Here is a 20,394-nt window from a genome sequence, read left to right on the forward strand (position 1 = left end):
GGTTAATTATTGCACCCAGCGCGGCAGCCCGGCGGGGAATGCATTTGCGAGCTAGAAATTCGTCCCTCGGTCATCCGACCAGGAGGTAAGTCGGCGACAACAATCGGCGAGAGGGCTGCGTCAGGTAACGGCCTCCTTGACGGCAAAACGCTGGTCTTGCCATGCATTTGTGCGCAGAATGTCTTCCAGCACTTCAACCGCCAGCCACACATCCTTGTAGCCGACATAGAGCGGCGTAAATCCGAAACGTATGGTCGACGGCGCGCGGAAATCACCGATCACCCCGCGCTCGATCAGCGCCCGCATGATTTGATAGCCATGATCGTGAAGGAACGACACCTGGCTGCCGCGCCTAGTAGCGTCGCGGGTGCTTTCCAGGGTGAGACCATAGGCGCCGCACTTCGCTTCGACGAGCTGGATGAACAGTTCGGTCAGCGCGACGCTCTTCTTTCGCAATTCCGGCATGTCGACGTCGTCCCAGATGGCAAGCGCACCCTTGAGCGCCCGCATCGACAGCACCGGCTGCGTGCCGCACAGAAAGCGGCGAATACCGGTGCCGGCAACATAGCCTCGTTCGAACGCAAAGGGCCGCGCATGGCCCCACCAGCCGGTGAGTGGTTGGCTGATCTCGCCGTGGTGACGCCGCGCGGCGTAGATGAAGGCCGGCGCGCCCGGACCGCCATTGAGGTACTTGTAGGTGCAGCCGATGGCGAAATCGGCCTTTGCATGGTCGAGTTCGACGGGCAGGGCACCCGCGGTATGGCAAAGGTCCCAGATGATCAACGCTCCGGCTGCATGAGCCTTGCGGGTCAGCGCCGCCATGTCGCGCAGTTCACCTGATTTGTAGTTGACGTGATTGACCAGCACCACCGCGACGTTTTCATCGATCAGCTCTTCGATGGTTGGTGCGTCGACGCCGGCAAGGCGCAACAAGACGCCATCTCGGGTCGAGGCCACGCCTTCGGCGATGTACAGGTCGGTAGGAAAACTGTCACCCTCGGCGACGATGGCCGATCGACCGGGCCGCATCTCCAGCGCCGCATGCAGCACCTTGTAGATGTTGGTCGACGTCGTGTCGCAGACCACGGTCTGGCCGGCCGCGGCTCCGATCAGGCGCCCGAGTTGGTCGCCGAGTTCGATCGGCATCTCGAACCATCCGGCTGTATTCCAGGCTCGGATGAGATCGTGGCCCCATTCCTGCGTCGCCGCCTGTTGCAGCTCGCCGAGGACGGCATGCGAGGCCGCTCCCAGTGAATTGCCGTCCAGATAGATCACCCCTTCAGGCAGTATGAAACGATCGCGCATGGCGCGCAGCGGATCCGTGGCATCCATCGCCTCGATTGCAGCGAGATCGGGAATTCCACTCATGGTCAGTCAGTCCTCGGTTGTTCGCAAAGGATTCCCGCCACGAGCGCGTCCTCCTTACTGTGCCTGTCCTATTTCGATATGTCAGAGCCGGGTGCGAACGTTCCACAACTCCGGGAACAGCACGACCTCGAGCATCTTCTTCAGATACGAAGCACCCGACGTGCCGCCGGTGCCGCGTTTCAGGCCGATGATGCGCTCGACCGTGGTGACGTGGTTGAAGCGCCAGCGGCGGAAATAGTCCTCGAAGTCGACCAGTTTCTCAGCCAGTTCGTAGAACATCCAGTAGCGCTGCGGATCGCGATAGATGGTCTGCCAAGCAACCAAGACTGCTTCATTCTCGGCGCGGGTTTCTCGCCAGTCCGTACGCCTGGCATCAGCACCGATGTCGAATCCGTTGCGGGCAAGCAGCAGCAGTGCCTCATCGTAGAGCGAAGGCTCGGCCAGGATCGCCTCCAGCTTCCCGCTGAGGTCCGGCCGGTGCTTGTGCGGCCCGAGCATGGCGAGGTTACGGTTGCCGGCCATGAATTCGATGGCGCGATACTGCCAGGACTGGAAACCCGAGGACTGGCCGAGCGCGTCGCGGAACTCGGTGTATTCGCTGGGCGTCATCGTCCGCAGCACATCCCAGGCATTGTTCAACTGCTCGAAAATGCGTGCGACGCGCGACAGCATCTTGAAGCTCGGCTCAAGCCGGTCGGCGCGGATGGAGCGGATCGCGGCGCCGATCTCATGCAAAGCAAGCTTCATCCACAGTTCCGAGGTCTGGTGCTGGATGATGAACAGCATCTCGTCATGCGCCGACGACAGCGGCGTCTGCGCCTCCAGCACTTTCTCCAGGTGCAGATAGTCGCTGTAGGACATGCGCTCCTTGAACGACATCTGTGCGCCTTCGGACGCCGGATCGTAGGGCTCGCTCAATGGATCTTCTCCTTGCGCAGCCGGAAGCGCTGGATCTTGCCGGTCTGGGTCTTGGGCAGAGCGGCGATGAATTTTACCGATCGCGGATATTTGTAGGGCGCGATCGTCGCTTTGACATGGTCCTGCAGGCGCTTGGTGGTCAATGCGTCAGGCGCCACGCCCTGCACCAGCACGACATGCGCCTCGACGATCTGGCCGCGTTCGGCATCGTCTGCGCCAATGACAGCGCATTCAGCGACGTCCGGATGCGACAGAAGTGCGGCCTCGACCTCGGGGCCGGCAATGTTGTAGCCGGCGCTGACGATCATGTCGTCGGAGCGGGCGGCGAAATGGAAGAAGCCGTCCTCGTCCTGCATGAAGGTGTCGCCGGTGAGGTTCCAGCCGTCGCGCACATATTCCTTCTGCCTGTCATCGGCCAAGTAGCGGCAGCCGGTCGGGCCACGCACCGCCAGCCTGCCGGTCGCACCGCGCGGCAGCTCGCGCATCTCGTCGTCGACGATGCGCGCCTCGTAGCCGCCTACCGGCTTGCCGGTCGACGCGGGCTTCATGTCGCCAAAGCGATTGGAGATGAAGATATGCAGCATCTCGGTGGCACCGATGCCGTCGAGGATCGGCTTGCCGGTCTTTTGCGTCCACTCTTCGAAAACCGGAGCGGGCAAGGTCTCGCCGGCCGAAACGGCGACGCGCAGCGATGACAAATCGGCACCTTCATCCATGGCCTTGAGCATGGCGCGGTAGGCGGTCGGCGCGGTGAAGGAGATCGTCGCTTTGTAGGTCTCGATGATGTGGATCATGTTGGGCGGTGTCGCCTGTTCCAGCAGCGTCGCCGCGGCGCCGAAGCGGAGCGGGAAGATGGCGAGCCCGCCAAGGCCGAAGGTGAAGGCGAGCGGCGGCGAGCCGACGAAGATGTCGTCCGGCGTCACCTCCAGGATTTCGCGGGCATAGGCGTCGGCGATGATCAGGAGGTCGCGGTGAAAATGCATCGTCGCCTTCGGCACGCCGGTCGTGCCCGAGGTGAAGCCGAGCAGGGCGACGTCGTCGCGGCCGGTGTCGACGGCGCGAAACGTCACCGGCTTGTCGAGCGCGGCACGATCGAGTTCGGCATCATGGTTGGCGGTGCCGTCGAAGCCAATAACCTGTTTCAAGAACGCGCTGCCCTTGGCGCAGGCGGTCATCTCGTCCATCAGCCTTGTGTCGCAGAGCGCGACGGTGATTTCAGCCTTGTCGACGATCTTGGCGAGCTCGCCGGCGCGCAGCATCGGCATGGTGTTGACGACCACGGCGCCGATCTTGGTGGCAGCCAGCCAGCAGGCGACCATTGCGGGGTTGTTGGCCGAGCGGATCAGCACCCGGTTGCCCGGCTTGACGCCATAATTCTCGACCAGCGCATGGGCCAGCCTGTTCGTCCAGTCGGACAGTTCCTTGTAGGTGCGGCGGCGGCCATTGCCGATCAGTGCGGTGTGGTCGCCCAGCCCTTTCTCGACCAGCCTGTCGGTCAGTTCGACACCGGCGTTGAGGCGTTCGGGATAGTCGAAGCCATCCAGAAGGAAGTCCGGCCATTGCTCCGGCGGCGGCAGGTGATCGCGCGTGAACGTGTCGATATGCGCTGAAGGCCCAAGCATGTCGCCGCTATCCCGTCTGCTGCCTGACCAGGGCGAGATGCCTGGCCGGTGTGGTGGAAAAGGTGTCCTGTTTCCCAGAGGAGGCTTCGTGCCGCTCAGTCAAACCTTGCTCGACGTTGCCACCCGAATAGGGCGGACATCTGCATGTTTTGGGCAGCACAGCAGACCTCCCATTGTCGGCTGTTCATTGGCGCAGGATCGCACCAGTCGAAATTTGTTTCAAGCCTAAAATGTTTTGCCCTGGAGCATTGACGCATGGTGTGGCGATGACCATTGCTAGCGCATAAGTGATGCCGGTTTGGGGAGGGCGGGATGCTCGAACGTCACATCGTCGATTGGGATGATGCCTATGCCAACGGCGCGAACATCGCCGGCAGTGATCGCTGGCCGGCCGCGTGGGCGGAGCCAGCGCGAGCATTTCGTGACACGCTCTCGGTGGAGGGCCGGGCACGGCTCGACATCGCCTATGGCGACGGGCCGCGCAATCGGCTTGATCTTTTCCTTCCCGATGCCGCACCCAAGGGGCTGGTGGTGGTTGTCCATGGCGGTTACTGGCTGGAGACCGACAAGAGCCTGTGGTCGCACCTCGCCAATGGCGCGGTCGGCAGCGGTTTTGCCGTTGCGATGCCGTCCTACACTCTGTGCCCGGACATACGCCTTGCCGGCATCGTCCGGGAGGTTGGCGCGGCGATCGGCAAGGCGGCGGCAATGGTCGACGGGCCGCTGATGCTGACCGGACATTCGGCTGGCGGTCACCTGGCAACCCGAATGGTGACGACGACCACGCCGCTGGCCGCCGATGTGGCGCGGCGCATACGCCATGTCGTCTCGATTTCAGGCCTCCACGATTTGCGTCCGATCATGCGCACGGAAATGAACAAGGCACTGGCAATCGACGAAGAGGAGGCGCTGGCTGAAAGTCCAGCGCTGCTGCGGCCCATGGATGGTGCCCGCATCACCTGCTGGGCCGGTGGCGGTGAGCGCGCCGAATTCCTGCGCCAGAATGCGCTTCTCGCCAACGTCTGGACCGGCCTCGGCGCCACCACCAGCGCCGTGGTCGAGCCCGACCGGCATCATTTCAGCATCGTCGACGGCCTTGCCGACCCGATGCATCCGCTGACACGGACGTTGATTTCGGAATAGGCCGGGATCGTTTTCTCTTCTGTTATGAAGCGCTTGTCTGGGATTTCTCAGCGCAGCATCAAAACGCTGCAGGCCTCGCCGGCAGCCGCTGCAGGGGCGAACGGAGCGCGCACGATCAGCCCATTGGCGTCGGCAAGCATTCTCAGCATCGAGGAATCCTGGATGCCGAACGGGGTTGCCACCAGCACGCCGTCATCTTCCTTGACCACGGCCCGAACATAGTCCTGACGCAGGTCGTTGGCCCGCATTGCGGCGCCCAATCGCGCCGTGCGCATATCCTGGCGATGATCGCGGCCGCCTAACCGCGCCAGCAGCGGCTTCAGGAACAGCTGCGAGCAAACCAGGCTTGCCACAGGGTTGCCGGGCAGGCCGACGCACCTGATATCGCCGAGGCGGCCGAACATCAGCGGCTTGCCGGGGCGCATGGCGATCTTCCAGAAGCCGAGCATCATGCCTTCGCCGGTCAGCACGTCGTGGATCAGGTCATGATCGCCGACCGAGGCGCCGCCCAAGGTGACGATGACGTCCGCACCGGCCGCGACCGCTTTCTGCACCAATTCAGCGATGGCTTCCTTGCGATCGGCGGCAATGCCGAGATCGAGCGCGCGGGCGCCGACCGATTGTGCTGTCGCGGCGACGCCGTAGGCATTCGACGAGATGATCTGGTCCGGCCCCAGTTCGCTGCCGGGCGGCAACAATTCGTCGCCGGTGGCGATGATGGCGACCAGCGGCCGTTTCACCACGTTGACCCGGGGATGGTTGGCCGATGCCGCAAGCGACAGCGCCGCCGGATCGAGCACGCGACCTTTTTCCAACAGCACGTCGCCTGTTGAAAAGTCGAGGCCGAGGCGGCGGATGTTGCGTCCTTTTGCAGTGGGTTCGATCACTTCGATGTCGGCATTACCGAGGTCGCGGACATTCTCCTGAATGACGATGGTGTCTGCGCCTTCGGGCAGCGGCGCGCCGGTGAAGATGCGCACCGCCTGTGCCTTGCCGACCGTACCGCTGAAGCCACGCCCGGCCGGCGCCATGCCGATCACCGAAAGTCTCGATGGCACCGACGCCACATCCGCGGCGCGGGCCGCGTAGCCGTCCATGGCGGAAGCATTGAAAGGCGGTTGGGTGCGGAGCGCGACGACCGGTTCTGCCAGCACACGGTCCACGGCCTCGAAGAGCGGAACGCTTTCACCGGCCAATGGCGCAGCGCCTTCCAGCAGGCGGTCGAGCGCCTCGGCGACCGGAACCAACGCCATCAGGCGCTCGCCTTGTAGTCGCCCGACTTGCCGCCGGTCTTTTCGACCAGCCGGATGCCGGAGATGACCATGGCGCGGTCCACCGCCTTGGCCATGTCGTAGATGGTCAGGCAGGCGACCGAAGCGGCGGTCAGCGCTTCCATCTCGACGCCCGTCTTGCCAGTGACGCGCGCCAGCGCGGTGACCTTCAGGCCGGGCAAGCCATGGTCGGGCTCGATGTCGACGGAAACCTTGGTCAGAAGCAGCGGATGGCAGAGCGGGATCAGTTCATGCGTCTTCTTCGCCGCCATGATGCCGGCAATGCGCGCGGTGCCGAGCACGTCGCCCTTCTTGGCGTTGCCTGCGAGGATCATCTTCAGGGTCTCGAGCTGCATCGCGACAAAGCCTTCGGCGATCGCCGTGCGCGTCGTCTCCGCCTTGTCGCCGACATCGACCATGTTGGCCTCGCCCTGCGCGCCAAGATGGGTGAGGCCTGATGTCATCGTCAGATGGCCATAGAGCGACGTGCGTCCATTCGGACGCACAAAGTACGCTCTATCACTTTGAATCTATGCATCGTGCTCTCCGAAAATCGATTCCGATTTTCGGGCCGATGCATCTGGCGCCTTGCCTGTCAGAAGCAGGCGGGTCGCGGTGGTGACGTCCTGTTGCCGCATCAGGCTCTCGCCGACAAGGAAGGTGCCGATGTCGTTCTTTTGCAGCCTGAGGCAGTCGTCATGCGAGAAAATGCCGCTCTCGCTGACCAGCAAGCGATCGGCCGGCACCATCGTCGCCAACCGCTCCGAGGTGTCGAGACTGGTCTCGAATGTGCGCAGATTGCGGTTGTTGATGCCGATCAGCCGCGACGATAGCTTTAGCGCGCGCTGCGTCTCGGCCTCGTCATGCACTTCTATCAGCGCATCCATGCCGAGTTCGAATGCCGTCGCTTCAAGCTCGCTCGCCAGTGCGTCGTCGACGCTGGCCATGATGATCAGGATGGCGTCAGCGCCCCAGGCACGGGCTTCGTAGACCTGATACGGATCGAACAGGAAATCCTTGCGCAGAGCGGGCAGGGCGACGGCGGCTCGCGCCCTGGTGAGAAATTCCGGCGCGCCCTGGAAAGACGGCGCATCGGTCAGCACCGAAAGACAGGCGGCGCCGCCTTTGGCATAGGCCCGCGCCAGCGCCGGTGGATCGAAATCGGCGCGGATCAGGCCCTTGGATGGGCTTGCCTTCTTGATCTCGGCAATGAGCGCGAAGGCGCCGGATTGGCGCTTCGCTTCGAGTGCGGCAAGAAAGCCGCGCGGTGCGTCCGCATCCTTGGCTCGCGCCTTGATCTCGGCGAGCGGCACACGTGTCTTCGCCGCCGCGATCTCGTTGCGCTTGTAGGCCTCGATCTTGCGAAGAATGTCAGACACGCTCTATCCGTTCGAAATCTCGACCAGCCTGTCGAGCACTTGCAGGGCTCGGCCGCTGTCGATGGCTTGCGCCGCCGTCACGATGCCGTCGCTAAGCGTCGTCGCCTTGCCCGCCACCACCAGTCCGGCGCCGGCATTCATCAGCACAGTGTCGCGATAGGCACCGGCAGCGCCACCCAGCATAGCGCGCAATGCCTCCGCGTTGTAGGCCGCGTCGCCGCCGCGCAACTCATCCTTGCTGTGGCGCGCCAGTCCGACCGCTTCGGGGGTCAGGGTGAAACTGCGGATCTCGCCGCCGATCAGTTCGGCGACATGCGTCTCGCCTGTGGTGGTGATCTCGTCATAGCCGTCGCCATGGACAACCCAGGCATGCTCGGCCCCAAGTGCGTTCAGCGTTTCGGCCACCGGCAGGATCCATTCGGGCAGGAACACACCGACCATCTGCCTGACGACGCCAGCCGGATTGGAGAGCGGCCCGAGCAGGTTGAAGATGGTGCGGGTGCCTAGCTCGACGCGGGTCGGGCCAACGTGCTTCATCGCCGGATGGTGCGCGGGCGCGAACATGAAGCCGACGCCCGCCTCATGGATGCAATGGCCTATCGATTCGGGAGAGATGTCGATCTTGACCCCGAGCGCGACGAGCACGTCGGCGGAACCGGTCAGCGACGACAGACCGCGATTGCCGTGCTTGGCGACCGGCACACCGCTGCCGGCGATGACGAAGGCCGATGCCGTCGAAATGTTGACGCTGTGGGAGTTGTCACCGCCGGTGCCGACGATATCGATGGCGCCAGGGGGGGCGTCGACGCGCAGCATCTTGGCGCGCATGGTGGCGACAGCGCCGGAAATCTCGCTCACCGTCTCGCCGCGCACGCGCAGCGCCATCAGGAAGCCGCCGATCTGGCCGGGCGTCGCGTCGCCCGACATGATGATGTCGAAGGCTTCGCGCGCTTCCTCGAAGGAAAGAGCGGTTCCGGTCGCAACCTTGGCGATATGGGTTTTCAACGCGCTCATCTTGTCGAGGCTTGGGCGACTGCGGCCTGATCGATGCGAACGTCGTATTGCGTCTGCAACTGCGCCACCAATTGGTCGAGCAGATCTTCCGACATGCCGGAGGTGAAGGATTTCTGTGCGTCATCCGGCACCGAGCTGGCATCGGCCCCGGCCGGCTCGAACACTTCGGCGACCTTGTACAGGATCTGCCCGTCACCGGTGGGCGAGGGGATCAGGCCGGTGCCGCCTTCGCCGACGCCGAACATCGCAGCCGCACCCTCCTTGCCGAAATCGACGTCGTCGGCCTCGCGCTTGACGCCGCGCTTGGTCTGCTTTTCCAGTTTCAACTCGCCAGCGATGACGTCGAGCGTGGCGCCGGCCTTGAGCCGTTTTTCCAACTCATCGGCCTTGGCGGCAAGTCGCTTGGTTGTCTCGGCCGCCGTCCAGTCGGCGACGACTTTTGGGCGAACCTCGTCCTGCGTCCGGTCGCGAGCCGGCGTAATGGAAGCCACCTCATAGAAGACGAAGCCATTGTCGGCGGTGGTCAAGGCATCGTTCTCCGTGCCGGGTTCAGCGTCGAAGACCGCCTTGATCAGCTCCGGCGATTGCGGCAGGTCCTTGACGATGCTTGCGTCGGGCCGCAGCCCGCTGCGGTCGATGGCATCGATCGTGACGACCTTCAGCTTCAGCTTGGTGGCGGCGTCGGCCAGCGAACCGCCGGCGGCGCGGGTGTCCTCGTAATTGTCACGCACATCCAGAAGGATGCGGCTTGCCTCGCCCAGCGCCAGATCCTTGCGGATCTGGTCGGACACTTCTGCCAGCGGTTTCACCACCTCGGGCTTGATCTCGGTGACGCGCAGCAGCACCGGGCCGAAGGCACCTTGCACGACCTGGCTGACTTCATTGGCATTGAGCGCGAAGGCCGCGTCGGCGACCGCCTTGTCGGCGATCTTGTCCTTCGACAGCGTGCCGAGCAGCGTGTCGGCGGGGGTCTTGCCTTCCGCCGTGACGAGCTTGTCGAAAGTGGCGCCGGCCTTAAGCGAATCGAGCGCGGCCTTGGCCGCGTCCGGCGTCTTGAAGACAAGCTGCTCGATGGTGCGCAGTTCCGGCGTGGTGTAGCGGGCCTTGTTCTTGTTGTAGTCGTCGCTGACCTGGCTGTCGGTGACGGCGGTCGTATCCATGATGTCGACCGGCTCAAGGCGGACATAGGAGAATTTGCGGTATTCGGGTGCCGCGTAGGTCTTCTTGTTGGCTTCGAAATAGGCCGAAAGCACGCTGTCGGACGGCGCCTCGACTGGCTCGACCAGTGCCTTGGGCAGCGTCAGATAGTCGATGGTGCGGTCTTCGCCGCGATAGAGCGCAACCGCCTTGAAGAAAGTGTCCGGGGCCTTGAGGCCGTCCGAGACCGCCTCGACGATCTGCTGGCGCACCACCTCCTGGGCACGGTTCTTCAGATAATCCTTTGGCCGCATGCCGATCTGCTGCATCACGTAGTCGAACGCCTTTCGGTCGAACTGGCCGCCAGGCCCCCTGAAGGCCGGATCCTCACGCGTCAGGTCGGCCAGCCGGTCCTGGGAAAGGCCGAGACCCAGCTTGCGGGCCTGTTCGTCGAGGACGGCCCACGAAACGAGCTGAGCCAGCACCTGGTTATCGATGCCGAGCGCCTTTGCCTGTTCGTGGCTGAGGCGCTGGCCGAACTGCTGCGACATGACCGCGAGCTGGCGATTATAGGCGAGACGGTATTCGTTGATCGACACCTTGGTTCCGCCAGCGGTAATGACCGAATCATGGCCTGCGAGACCGCCCATCAGCCGTCCGGAAACGCCCCAGACCAAAAAGCTGAGCACCAGCAGCACCAACAGCCCCTTCGCGACCCAGGTGCCTGCCGCGCTTCTCAATATACCAAGCATTTTTACTTCCGATTTATGCGCATTTTCGCATGCGCCGAGTCTGAAACAAGCGCAATAGCGCCCTTCCGGTCCACTGTCGATTGCTTTGTGGCCTGATTTTGGTAGTGAGGGCCAGAGCCCCGATATCGCCCGGAGAAGCAAACCATGACGCCAGGAATTCGCCCGCTCGTCGCCGGCAACTGGAAAATGAACGGCACCAGTGCCTCGCTCAATGAGCTCAGGATGATCGGCAACGGTTTCATGAGCGGACTTGACGCGGAGACCGAAGCGCTGGTCTGCGTTCCCGCAACCCTGCTTGCGCACGCCGCCGAGATCCTGTCGCGTACGCCGGTGCATGCCGGCGGTGAGGATTGCCACACCAAGGAGAGCGGCGCCTACACCGGCTGTATCTCGGCTGAAATGCTCAGGGACGCGGGCGCCAGCCATGTCATCGTCGGCCATTCCGAATGCCGCGAGCAACGCGGTGAGGATGACGCGACGGTCCAGGCCAAGGCATCCGCCGCCTGGCGTGCAGGGCTTGTGGCCGTCATCTGCATCGGCGAGACGCATCAGCAGCGCGAAGCGGGCGCGACGCTGGACGTGCTGTCGCGGCAGGTCGACGGCTCGGTGCCGCCAAGCGCCACACCGTCCAACACCATCATTGCCTACGAGCCGGTATGGGCGATCGGCACCGGCCTGACGCCGACCGTCGCCGATGTGGCCGAAGCACACGCACATATCCGCGAAAAGCTATCGGAAAAGCTCGGCAGCGTCGCGGCGAAGGTACGCATTCTCTATGGCGGCTCGGTCAAGCCCTCAAACGCGGTCGAACTGCTGGGCGTCAAGAATGTCGACGGCGCGCTGGTCGGCGGCGCCAGCCTGAAAGCGGCGGATTTTCTCGGTATCGCCGAGGCTTATCGCAACATCGGTTGAAGATGTTCGCCACGCCGGACGGGCTCCCGGCGCTGGAAATCGTTGCAAAGAAGGCGTTGCTTCCCATATTCCGGCCACGGGCTTGGAAATGCCATCAAAGCATTGTATTGAGCCGCCTCCAATTCACCGGCCGTATCCGCGGCCGGGCAAGGCCTTGCCAGGATAAACTATGGAAACCGTACTGATCGTCATCCATCTCATGGTCGTGCTCGCCCTTGTCGGCGTGGTGCTGCTGCAGCGTTCCGAAGGCGGCGGCCTTGGCATCGGTGGCGGCTCCGGCTTCATGACCGCGCGCGGTGCGGCCAATGCGCTGACACGTGCGACGGCGATCCTGGCGGCCGCATTCTTCGCCACGTCGCTGACACTGTCGATCGTCGCTCGCTACGGCGAGAAGCCGACCGACATCCTCGACCGCGTGCCCGCAGCATCGGACGGCAAGGGCGTGCTCAACCAATTGCCCGGCACGACCACCCCTGCGCCCGCCGGCAGCACCACGCCGACGCCGCCGTCCGGCAACGACGCCGCGGCTCCGGCGACTGGCCCGGCCACGGCACCTGCCGCCGGTTCGACGCCGCCGACGACCAACGGCACGACCCCCGCCGCACCGGCGACCCCGCAGGTCCCGAATCAGTAGTCTTTGGCGCCTGAAGCCGCGATCTGTGCTCGTTTGAACACAGTCGCGGCAAATGCAGCAAGATCACGAAGATTCCACTGGGTGAGGCGCGGCCTCGCGCTTGAGGCCCCCGCGCTTATTCGACTATAGATTGCGCGCGGCATTTCCGGCGCCCTTGGGGGGCGCTGGGCGACGCCGTGGGCAACAAGCATAGAACGATCGGATCTTCGCCATGCAGCTTCGCAGCTTCATTTTCCTGGGACTTTGCGCCGCACTCGGCATGAGTTCCCCAGCCTTCGCCGGCGCGCCGGCAAATATGGCCGCACCTTCAGTTGAGAAAACCGGCGCCATCAATGTCGCCGTCAAGAGTGATGCGTCGCAATTGAAGCTTCTCAAGAAGAAGAAAAACCCGACCCCGGACGACCTCGCCCAGATCAAGAAGATCGAAGCCAAGATCGTTGCCGACAAGGAAGCCGCCAAAGCCAAGGCGCTCGAAGCCAGGAAACTGGCGATGCGCGAGGCGGCCAAGGCCAGGGCCGACGCTGAACGGCAGGCGTTCCTCGCCAAGAGGGGCAAGAGCGCGCCAGCAGCCGAGGTGGCCGATGCCAAGCCAGCCAAGAAGCTGGTTGCCAAGATCATCGAGCCAATCGCACCGATCGCGCCAATCCAGTCGGCCGAGCCGCTTCCGGCAGAGGCCATGAACGTCGCCTTGACCGGCAACAATGGCGAGCTGCGCAGCGAGGTTATCGGCCAGAAGCAGCCGAGCAGCAGCGGCGGCCTGTTCGCCGGCCTCTTCGGCGGCACCACGTCCGGGTCGTCGATTTCATATCTTCCCGAGACCCGAGCTCTCGACCAGGTTCTCGCCAAGAGGGAAGCCAAGAAGCAGTTCAAGGTGAAACCGGAATTCGTGCCGCAGGACGTGGAATTCAGCGGCTACGATGCCGGCACCATTGTCATCGACACCAGCGCGCGCCGCCTCTACCTCGTCGAATCGTCCTCCACCGCTCGCCGCTACGCCATTGCGGTCGGCCGCGAGGGCCTGCAGTTCAAGGGCACGGTTGCGGTCGGCGACAAGCAGGAATGGCCGCGCTGGATTCCGACGCTGGACATGCAGAAGCGCGAGCCGAAGCATTATGGCCAGTACAAGGACGGCATGCCCGGCGGTGGCCAGAATCCGCTCGGCGCACGCGCCATCTATCTCTATGACGGCAAGAAGGACACGCATCTGCGCATCCACGGCACCATCGCGCCGCAGTCGATCGGAACCAGCGCCTCGAATGGCTGCTTCCGCATGATCAACGAGCACGTCATGGACCTCTACAGCCGCGTCAGGGTTGGCACCAAGGTCGTCATCATCTGACGTTTTCGTCATCCTGCCGAAAGGGCCGGCTCAGCCGGCCCTTTTGTTTTGCCCTGTTCACGATCGAGCCTGTTCGGTCATGATCCCCGAGACAAACGGAAATCGTTTGTCCGAGACAAACGGAAACCGTTTGTCCGAGAAAACCGGATTCCACTTTTCGGGATCATGGTCCAAGCGCCTTCTTGGGAAAAAACCTTCGCGGTGGTTTTTTCTCTGGCGGAATCAATCCGGCCGCGTTAAGCGATGACTCCCATGGCGCGATATGTATTCATCACAGGCGGCGTGGTTTCCTCACTTGGAAAAGGCATTGCCGCAGCGGCCCTTGGGGCTCTCCTGCAGGCGCGAGGCTATCGCGCACGCATCAAAAAACTCGATCCTTACCTCAATGTCGATCCGGGAACGATGTCGCCGTACCAGCACGGCGAGGTTTTCGTCACCGACGATGGTGCCGAAACCGATCTTGATCTTGGCCATTACGAGCGCTTCACGGGCCGCTCCGCCAATCAGCAGGACAACATCACCACCGGCCGCATCTACAAGAACATTATCGAGCGCGAGCGGCGCGGCGATTATCTCGGCGCCACCGTGCAGGTCATTCCGCACGTTACCGACGAGATCAAGAATTTCGTCCTCAACGGCAATGACGACTATGATTTCGTGCTGTGCGAGATCGGCGGCACGGTCGGCGACATCGAGGCAATGCCGTTCCTGGAAGCTATACGCCAGCTCGGCAACGACCTGCCGCGCAATAACGCCGTCTACGTGCATCTGACGCTGATGCCCTACATCCCGACGGCCGGCGAACTGAAGACCAAGCCGACCCAGCATTCGGTCAAGGAACTGCGCGGCATCGGCATCGCGCCCGATATCCTGCTGGTTCGCGCCGACCGCGCTATTCCCAAGGAAGAACGCAGAAAACTGTCGCTGTTCTGCAATGTGCGCGAAAGTGCCGTGATCCAGGCGCTCGACGTGTCGCATATCTACGATGTGCCGATGGCCTATCACAAGGAAGGGCTCGATTCGGAAGTGCTGGCCGCCTTCGGCATCGATCCAGCGCCGAAGCCGCGCATGGAGCCCTGGCAGGCGGTATCCAGCCGCATCCACAATCCGGAAGGCGAGGTGACTATCGCCGTGGTCGGCAAATATACCGGCCTCAAGGATGCCTACAAATCGCTGATCGAGGCGCTCTCGCATGGCGGCCTCGCCAACCACGTCAAGGTCAAGCTCGACTGGATCGAATCGGAGATCTTCGAAAAGGAGGATCCGACGCCCTGGCTGGAAAAGGTGCATGGTATCCTGGTTCCCGGCGGCTTTGGCGAGCGCGGTTCCGAAGGCAAGATCCTGGCGGCGAAATTCGCGCGTGAGCGAAAGGTGCCGTATTTCGGCATCTGCTTCGGCATGCAGATGGCCTGCATCGAGGCGGCGCGGTCGCTGGCCGGCGTCGAGCATGCATCTTCGACCGAGTTTGGCCCGACCGAGGAACCGGTCGTCGGCCTGATGACCGAATGGCTGAAAGGCAACATGCTGGAAAAGCGCCGCGAAACCGGCGACCTCGGCGGCACGATGCGGCTCGGTGCCTATCAGGCCGAGCTCGCCAGGGGCTCCAAGATCGCCGAGATCTATGGCGACACGCAGATTTCCGAGCGCCATCGCCACCGCTACGAGGTCAATGTCGACTACAAGGAGCGGCTCGAGGATTGCGGCCTGGTGTTTGCCGGCATGTCGCCCGACGGCGTGCTGCCGGAAACGGTCGAGTATCCAGACCATCCCTGGTTCATCGGCGTGCAGTATCACCCGGAACTGAAAAGCCGGCCGCTCGACCCGCATCCGCTGTTCGCCAGTTTCATCGAGGCGGCGGTGGAGCAGAGCCGGCTGGTGTAGCGACCGGATTAGCGGCAATGCAGACCTATGTCGCGCTGCTCTACAGCATCATCCTGGGCGAGGGGCGCCGGGTCGTCATGGCCGATCTCAAGGCCATGGCGGAACAGCTCGGGCTGAACAACCCGCGCACGCTGGTGGCGACAGGCAACCTGTTGTTCGAGGCGCCGGCAACGGACATTGCCGATCTGGAACAGCGGCTGGAAGCAGCCTTCGAAAAGACCTTCGGCCGCCATGTCGATATCATCGTGCGCGGTGCCCAGGACTGGCTGAAGCTTGCCGCCGGCAATCCGTTCCCGGCCGAATCCGCCGAGGCGGGCGACCAGGTGGCCGTGCGCGTGATGCGCCAGCCGGTGCAGGTGGATGCCGTAGCGGCGCTTCAAGCCTATGTCGCCGAGGACGAGAAGGTTGTGTCGGTCGGCGGTGACATCTGGGTCGTCTTTTCGCGCGCGAGGCCAAGTTCGCGGCTGCTTGCGGCGACCAGCCACAAGCGCATGGGTATCGGCACCTCGCGCAATTGGAACACCGTGCGCAGACTGGCTGAGATGGTGGGCAGTAGGCAGTAGGCAGTAGGCAGTAGGGAAGCAGTTCTCTACTCCCTAGCACCTACTGCCTACTGCCTCATTTTCAAGCCTTTGCCGTCTTCGCGCCTGCGCCCAAAGCGGCGCTGCGCAGCACGTAGTAGATGATGCCGGCGATTGCCACGCCGAAGAACCAGCCATAGACGCCCCACCAGGACGGCAGCCAGTTGGTAAAATTCGGCAAGATCGACGAGAAGATGGCGCCGATGGCGGCGGCGATGAAGGCATTGACGTGCCAGCCGCCCTGGAAGCGGAACTCGCCGTCTTCCCTGTAAAGCGCCTCGACGTCGACCTCACCCTTCCGGATCAGGTAGTAGTCGACCATCATCACGCCGAAGATCGGCCCCATCGTCGCGCCGATGACGTTGACGAACGAAGCGGCACTGCCTTCCCACGGTGCGAAGGGATAGAGCACGAGTGCGATGACGGCCGCGATATAGCCGCCCTTCTTGAAGTCGATCTGTCTGGGGAAGACGTTGGAGAAGTCGAAGGCCGGCGACACGAAATTGGCGACGACGTTGATGCCGAGGGTTGCGACCGCAAAGGTCAAGGCTGCGAGCGCAGCGAGGAACCAGCTGTCGAATTTCGCCGAGATCTGGTCGGGATGCAGCAGCACTTCGCCATAGACGTCAAAGGCGGCAATGGTGGTGACGCCGGCAACCAGCGAAAACAGGATCAGGTTGATCGGCAAGCCCCAGATGTTGCCCTTGCGCAGCGATGCCTTGTCCGGCGCGTAACGGGCGAAATCGCAGAAATTGAGATAAAGCGCGGAAAAGTAGGTGACCCAGATCGCCGCCACCGCAAACAGCGACGTCCACGATCCCGGCGTGCCTGGTACGCCCGCATCCTTGGTCTTGTCCAGCAGCACATCCATCGGGATGTCGCTGGTGAAGGCAAATCTTCCGGATTTGACGCAGAGATAGATCGCCAGGATCAGCATCATCACCCACACCGCGGGACCGGCCCAGTCCTGGAACCGGCGCACCGTTTCCATGCCGTTCTGGATGATCAGCAGTTGCAGCGCCCAGATGACCACGAAGCAGATCACCTCCAGGCCGGTATGACCGAGGAAATGCGTGTTGGCGTTGAAATCGGCAAACCATTGCGAGCGGATCAGCAGCGCCACGATGGCGCCGGAGGCGGCGGCAGTCTGTGCGCCATACCAGAAGCAGGCGACCACGGCCCGCACCAGTGCCGGAATGTTGGCGCCCCAGATGCCGAAAGAGGCGCGGGCAAGCACGGGGTAGGGCACGCCGGTCTTCACGCCGGCATAGCCGACCATGTTCATCAGCGCATAGATGATCAGCGAGCCGATGCCGATGGCGATGATGAAATTGACGAAGCCGCCGCAGAACAGAAACAGGCTGGCGGCGAGGTAGTAGCCCCAGAGGCTATGGACGTCCGACGTCCAGACGTTGAAGATCGAGAATGGTCCCCAGTTTCGAACTTTAGCTGGGGCAAGGTCCTCGTTGTAGAGATCAGGTGATGCGCCTTCTATGGTCACTGCAATATCCTCCCCTTGATTGGCCACGCGCCTCCACGCGATGACCGTGCAGGTTAAGCCTGACGCGGGGGAACCGGCAACCGATCCATTTGCCGGCTTTGGCCTTAAAGATATTCAATGCGAACCGCGATTATCGAGGGGTCGCAATGGTGGGCCGCCTCTGCACCTGGGGGTCGATGATTCGAAATTCGACGTTGGGATTTCAATCTGAAGCAGTGGTTCCGGACATCTTCGGTAACGGGGGACCACCTAGGCGATGGCCATGACCTGCTTGTGGTCGGCAACTTCGGCGAGCAGCCAATCCTGAAATAGGCCGGTGCCTGGTTTGTTGCCGATGCTGCGGCGCTGATGCAGGTAAATGCCGGCCGGGTAGGTGTGGCGGGCACGAAACGGAGCGACAAGTTTGCCTTGCTGCAGAAAATCTTGCGCCATCATCGTGTCCGCAAGGGCTATTCCCGCGCCATTGATCGCCTCGCGCATGATCAGCGTGCAATCATCCAGAGTTGTGCTGGATTTTGGGGTCGTTTCCAGCACGCCTTCCTGCTCCAGCCAACGCTTCCATCTCATGGTCTCGCATTCGTGGATCAGGTGGTGATTGACCAGATCGGCCGGCGATCGCAGCGGCACCGGACCTTCCAGCAGCGAAGGAGCACAGACCGGCGTCAGCAGCAGGGGGATCAGCAGCGTCAAAGCCGGGCCGGCCTTGTAGACGAACTCGTCGACAATGGCCAAATCGAAGTTGGCGCGCTTGCCTGAGGTGGAGATCTCCAGATCTACCGACGGATGCAACCGGCGAAAGTTTGGCAACCGGTCCGCCAGCCAAAGGTTCAGGACGGTGGGCACGCACAAGACCCTGACACGTTGGATCTTGCCGTGGCGCGAGCCCACGGAGAGGCTGACGTCATCGGTGGCGCGCCAAATGGCCTCGAACGCCTCGGAAAGGCTGCGCGCGTAGTAAGATCCCCTGATGGTCGGCGTTATCTGGCGAAAACCACGCTCGAACAGGTCCTGGCCAAGGTTCCTTTCAAGCGCGCGGATGTGGCGGCTGACAGCCGAGGGCGTCAGATGCAATTCTTCCGCCGCGTCCTTGACGCTGCCGAGGCGCGCGGCGGCCTCGAAAGCGCGCATGCCGTTGAGTGAGGGTAGGGCCATTGGCCGATCATGAGTTGTCAGTTGAGTTTTTGTCAATCGACATGGGCAAAATTCGCGTTTGATCGCCTGCCCGGTTAGGGGATACCCAAAAGGCAAGAGCAATTAAGTCGTCTCAAGAAACGACTATTTGGGAACATCGGCACCATACCGCCTGCGGCAGAGACCGGCTTGACCGGTCTCCACCGAGGAAGAGCGAAGCTTTGCTCGGTGTCGCCGCAATTGGAGAGACCACCAGCCTATGCCTCAATCGCCAGCGCCGGTCTTCGAAACCGCGGACGATATTTCCGGGGAAACCTCCGTCCTCGTGATTTTGCAACCTGCCCAAGCCGGCTTTGGCCCGCGGGCAGCGGCCCTGGATGCCGAGATGAGCGGGATTCTGTCCCGTGCCTGCTCCGACCCCGCCGCCTTGACCGAATCCGGCATCTGCATTGATCTGATTGCCCCGCAAGCAGTATCGACCAAGCGCGTGATCGTCCTGGCCCTGGGTAAAGCCGAAGCGGTAACGACCCTGTCATTGGCGCGCGCCGGCGGCTTGCTGGCGGCGCATCTGGAGGGCAAGGGCGAATGCGCGGCCACGCTGGTCCTCGATCCCATCGCCGGCGTTGAGCTGTCCGGCGCCGAAATCCTGGCGCGCGTCGCGCTTGGTATGCGGCTGCGACGCTATCGTTTCGACATGCGCAACCGGCGGCAAGGCGCCGGGGCGGATCGAACCTTGCGGGTGAAACTGGTTGGGGCCAGCAGCCCGGATCTGACCGCGGCGCTGGTGCGGATCAATGCCGTCGCGGATGGTGTCGAATATGCACGGACCCTGGTCAACCTGCCGCCGAACCATCTCCATCCCGACAATTTCCACGATCATCTGGAACCGTTGCGTGAAGCCGGCATCGACATCGAAATGCTCGATGCCGCGCAGCTGAAAGAGCTCGGCATGAACGCGCTCCTGGCCGTTGGGTCAGGTTCGGCGCGGCCGCCACGGGTCGCTGTCCTGCGCTACCGCGGCAAGGGTGCTCCAGCCCAACCGCTCGCTTTCGTCGGCAAGGGCGTCTGTTTCGATTCGGGTGGCCTCTGCATCAAGGGCGGATCGCAGATGTTCGACATGAAGGCCGACATGGGTGGGGCGGCGGCTGTGGTCGGCCTGCTGATCGCACTCGCCCGACAGGGAAGTCCGGTACACGCAGTCGGTGTTCTCGGTATCGCCGAGAACATGCCGTCCGGCACCGCGCTCAAACCACGCGACATCATCACGACGGCCTCGGGACAGACCGTGGAAGTGTTCGACACGGATGCGGAAGGACGCCTGCTTCTGGCCGACTGCCTGCATTATGCAGCCACGCGCTTCAACCCGTCGGTGATCGTCGATCTGGCGACGCTGACCTATTCGGTGACGCGTGGCCTGGGATCGATATTCGCCGGCCTGTTCAGCACCGACGATGCCATTGCGTCACAGATGATCGCGGCCGGAGAAACGGTTGGCGAGCGGTTCTGGCGGCTGCCGCTCGACCGGGCCTACGATGAGGGTTTGCAATCGCAGTTCGCGGATCTGCGGCATCATGCCAAGGACATGGAAGACGGCGACGCTCCCTATGCCGCGGCCTTCCTGCGCCATTTCACGGAAGACCGCCCCTGGGTGCATCTCGACATTGCCAGCAAGGAACTGGCCGACACCGATAGGCCCCTCGGCAGGCAAGGCGCCACGGCATTTGGCGTGCAGATGCTGGAAGAGTGGGTGCAGGTGACCCGCAACATGAGTTAGGCGACCGCCGTCACGGACGAATATCAAGATACCTTCA

Annotated in this window: 17 protein-coding genes; 7 read left to right on the forward strand and 10 right to left on the reverse strand. The window is 62.9% G+C overall.

Features of this window, described 5'->3' with window-relative positions; all coding sequences use genetic code 11:
• Nucleotides 1–120: 120 nt before the first annotated feature.
• The 3 genes from kynU to ACSQ3L_RS19425 all read right to left on the reverse strand — a co-directional run bounded on the left by kynU (nt 121) and on the right by ACSQ3L_RS19425 (nt 3,908).
• On the reverse strand, nt 121–1,368 hold the full coding sequence (gene kynU / locus ACSQ3L_RS19415; RefSeq protein WP_436161410.1) for a kynureninase: 1,248 nt from the start codon (nt 1,366–1,368) through the stop codon (nt 121–123).
• A gap of 81 nt (nt 1,369–1,449) precedes the next feature.
• Complete coding sequence (kynA, locus tag ACSQ3L_RS19420; RefSeq protein ID WP_436161411.1) at nt 1,450–2,286, reverse strand: tryptophan 2,3-dioxygenase; 837 nt, start codon at nt 2,284–2,286, stop codon at nt 1,450–1,452.
• Nucleotides 2,283–3,908, reverse strand: a complete 1,626-nt coding sequence (locus tag ACSQ3L_RS19425) for an AMP-binding protein (protein ID WP_436161412.1) — start codon at nt 3,906–3,908, stop codon at nt 2,283–2,285. Before ACSQ3L_RS19425 ends, kynA begins: the two co-directional genes overlap by 4 nt.
• 312 nt (nt 3,909–4,220) lie before the next feature.
• Here ACSQ3L_RS19425 and ACSQ3L_RS19430 point away from each other — a divergent pair, with 312 nt between their 5' ends.
• Nucleotides 4,221–5,051 (forward strand): alpha/beta hydrolase, encoded by an 831-nt coding sequence (locus ACSQ3L_RS19430; protein ID WP_436161413.1) that lies wholly within the window; start codon nt 4,221–4,223, stop codon nt 5,049–5,051.
• A 47-nt stretch (nt 5,052–5,098) separates the two neighbouring features.
• On the opposite strand, the gene ACSQ3L_RS19435 is transcribed toward ACSQ3L_RS19430, so the two are convergent.
• The 5 genes from ACSQ3L_RS19435 to ACSQ3L_RS19455 all read right to left on the reverse strand — a co-directional run bounded on the left by ACSQ3L_RS19435 (nt 5,099) and on the right by ACSQ3L_RS19455 (nt 10,604).
• On the reverse strand, nt 5,099–6,304 hold the full coding sequence (locus tag ACSQ3L_RS19435; RefSeq protein WP_436161414.1) for a molybdopterin molybdotransferase MoeA: 1,206 nt from the start codon (nt 6,302–6,304) through the stop codon (nt 5,099–5,101).
• Nucleotides 6,304–6,786 (reverse strand): cyclic pyranopterin monophosphate synthase MoaC, encoded by a 483-nt coding sequence (gene moaC / locus ACSQ3L_RS19440; protein ID WP_436163483.1) that lies wholly within the window; start codon nt 6,784–6,786, stop codon nt 6,304–6,306. The genes ACSQ3L_RS19435 and moaC overlap by 1 nt, the downstream gene beginning before the upstream one ends.
• A 66-nt stretch (nt 6,787–6,852) precedes the next feature.
• Nucleotides 6,853–7,701, reverse strand: a complete 849-nt coding sequence (gene trpC, locus ACSQ3L_RS19445; protein WP_436161415.1) for an indole-3-glycerol phosphate synthase TrpC — start codon at nt 7,699–7,701, stop codon at nt 6,853–6,855.
• A gap of 3 nt (nt 7,702–7,704) precedes the next feature.
• Complete coding sequence (gene trpD, locus ACSQ3L_RS19450) at nt 7,705–8,715, reverse strand: anthranilate phosphoribosyltransferase (protein WP_436161416.1); 1,011 nt, start codon at nt 8,713–8,715, stop codon at nt 7,705–7,707.
• Nucleotides 8,712–10,604 (reverse strand): SurA N-terminal domain-containing protein, encoded by a 1,893-nt coding sequence (locus ACSQ3L_RS19455; RefSeq protein ID WP_436161417.1) that lies wholly within the window; start codon nt 10,602–10,604, stop codon nt 8,712–8,714. The genes trpD and ACSQ3L_RS19455 overlap by 4 nt, the downstream gene beginning before the upstream one ends.
• A gap of 144 nt (nt 10,605–10,748) precedes the next feature.
• Here ACSQ3L_RS19455 and tpiA point away from each other — a divergent pair, with 144 nt between their 5' ends.
• From tpiA to ACSQ3L_RS19480, 5 genes are all read left to right on the forward strand, one after another.
• The gene (gene tpiA / locus ACSQ3L_RS19460; RefSeq protein ID WP_436161418.1) at nt 10,749–11,516 is read left to right on the forward strand and encodes a triose-phosphate isomerase; all 768 of its coding nucleotides are present in this window, start codon (nt 10,749–10,751) and stop codon (nt 11,514–11,516) included.
• 169 nt (nt 11,517–11,685) lie between these two features.
• Nucleotides 11,686–12,150: a preprotein translocase subunit SecG gene (gene secG / locus ACSQ3L_RS19465; RefSeq protein WP_436161419.1), complete on the forward strand. Its 465-nt coding sequence runs from the start codon at nt 11,686–11,688 to the stop codon at nt 12,148–12,150.
• 211 nt (nt 12,151–12,361) lie between these two features.
• Complete coding sequence (locus ACSQ3L_RS19470; protein ID WP_436161420.1) at nt 12,362–13,489, forward strand: L,D-transpeptidase; 1,128 nt, start codon at nt 12,362–12,364, stop codon at nt 13,487–13,489.
• Between the two features lie 243 nt (nt 13,490–13,732).
• Nucleotides 13,733–15,370, forward strand: coding sequence for a CTP synthase (locus ACSQ3L_RS19475; RefSeq protein ID WP_436161421.1), 1,638 nt, complete (start codon nt 13,733–13,735; stop codon nt 15,368–15,370).
• Nucleotides 15,371–15,387: 17 nt separating this feature from the next.
• Entirely contained in the window at nt 15,388–15,933 is a 546-nt protein-coding gene (locus tag ACSQ3L_RS19480; RefSeq protein ID WP_436161422.1) for a DUF1697 domain-containing protein, read from the forward strand.
• A 61-nt stretch (nt 15,934–15,994) separates the two neighbouring features.
• On the opposite strand, the gene ACSQ3L_RS19485 is transcribed toward ACSQ3L_RS19480, so the two are convergent.
• Together ACSQ3L_RS19485 and ACSQ3L_RS19490 are read right to left on the reverse strand one after the other, a co-directional pair.
• On the reverse strand, nt 15,995–17,452 hold the full coding sequence (locus ACSQ3L_RS19485; RefSeq protein WP_436161423.1) for an NCS1 family nucleobase:cation symporter-1: 1,458 nt from the start codon (nt 17,450–17,452) through the stop codon (nt 15,995–15,997).
• 249 nt (nt 17,453–17,701) lie between these two features.
• Nucleotides 17,702–18,604, reverse strand: coding sequence for a LysR substrate-binding domain-containing protein (locus ACSQ3L_RS19490; protein ID WP_436163484.1), 903 nt, complete (start codon nt 18,602–18,604; stop codon nt 17,702–17,704).
• A gap of 238 nt (nt 18,605–18,842) precedes the next feature.
• On the opposite strand from ACSQ3L_RS19490, the gene ACSQ3L_RS19495 reads away from it, so the two are divergent.
• A complete protein-coding gene (locus tag ACSQ3L_RS19495; RefSeq protein ID WP_436161424.1) occupies nt 18,843–20,357 on the forward strand; it encodes a leucyl aminopeptidase in 1,515 nt (504 codons plus the stop codon).
• Nucleotides 20,358–20,394: the final 37 nt, after the last annotated feature.

This window comes from Mesorhizobium sp. LjRoot246 (assembly GCF_964254115.1).
Lineage (GTDB): Bacteria > Pseudomonadota > Alphaproteobacteria > Rhizobiales > Rhizobiaceae > Mesorhizobium.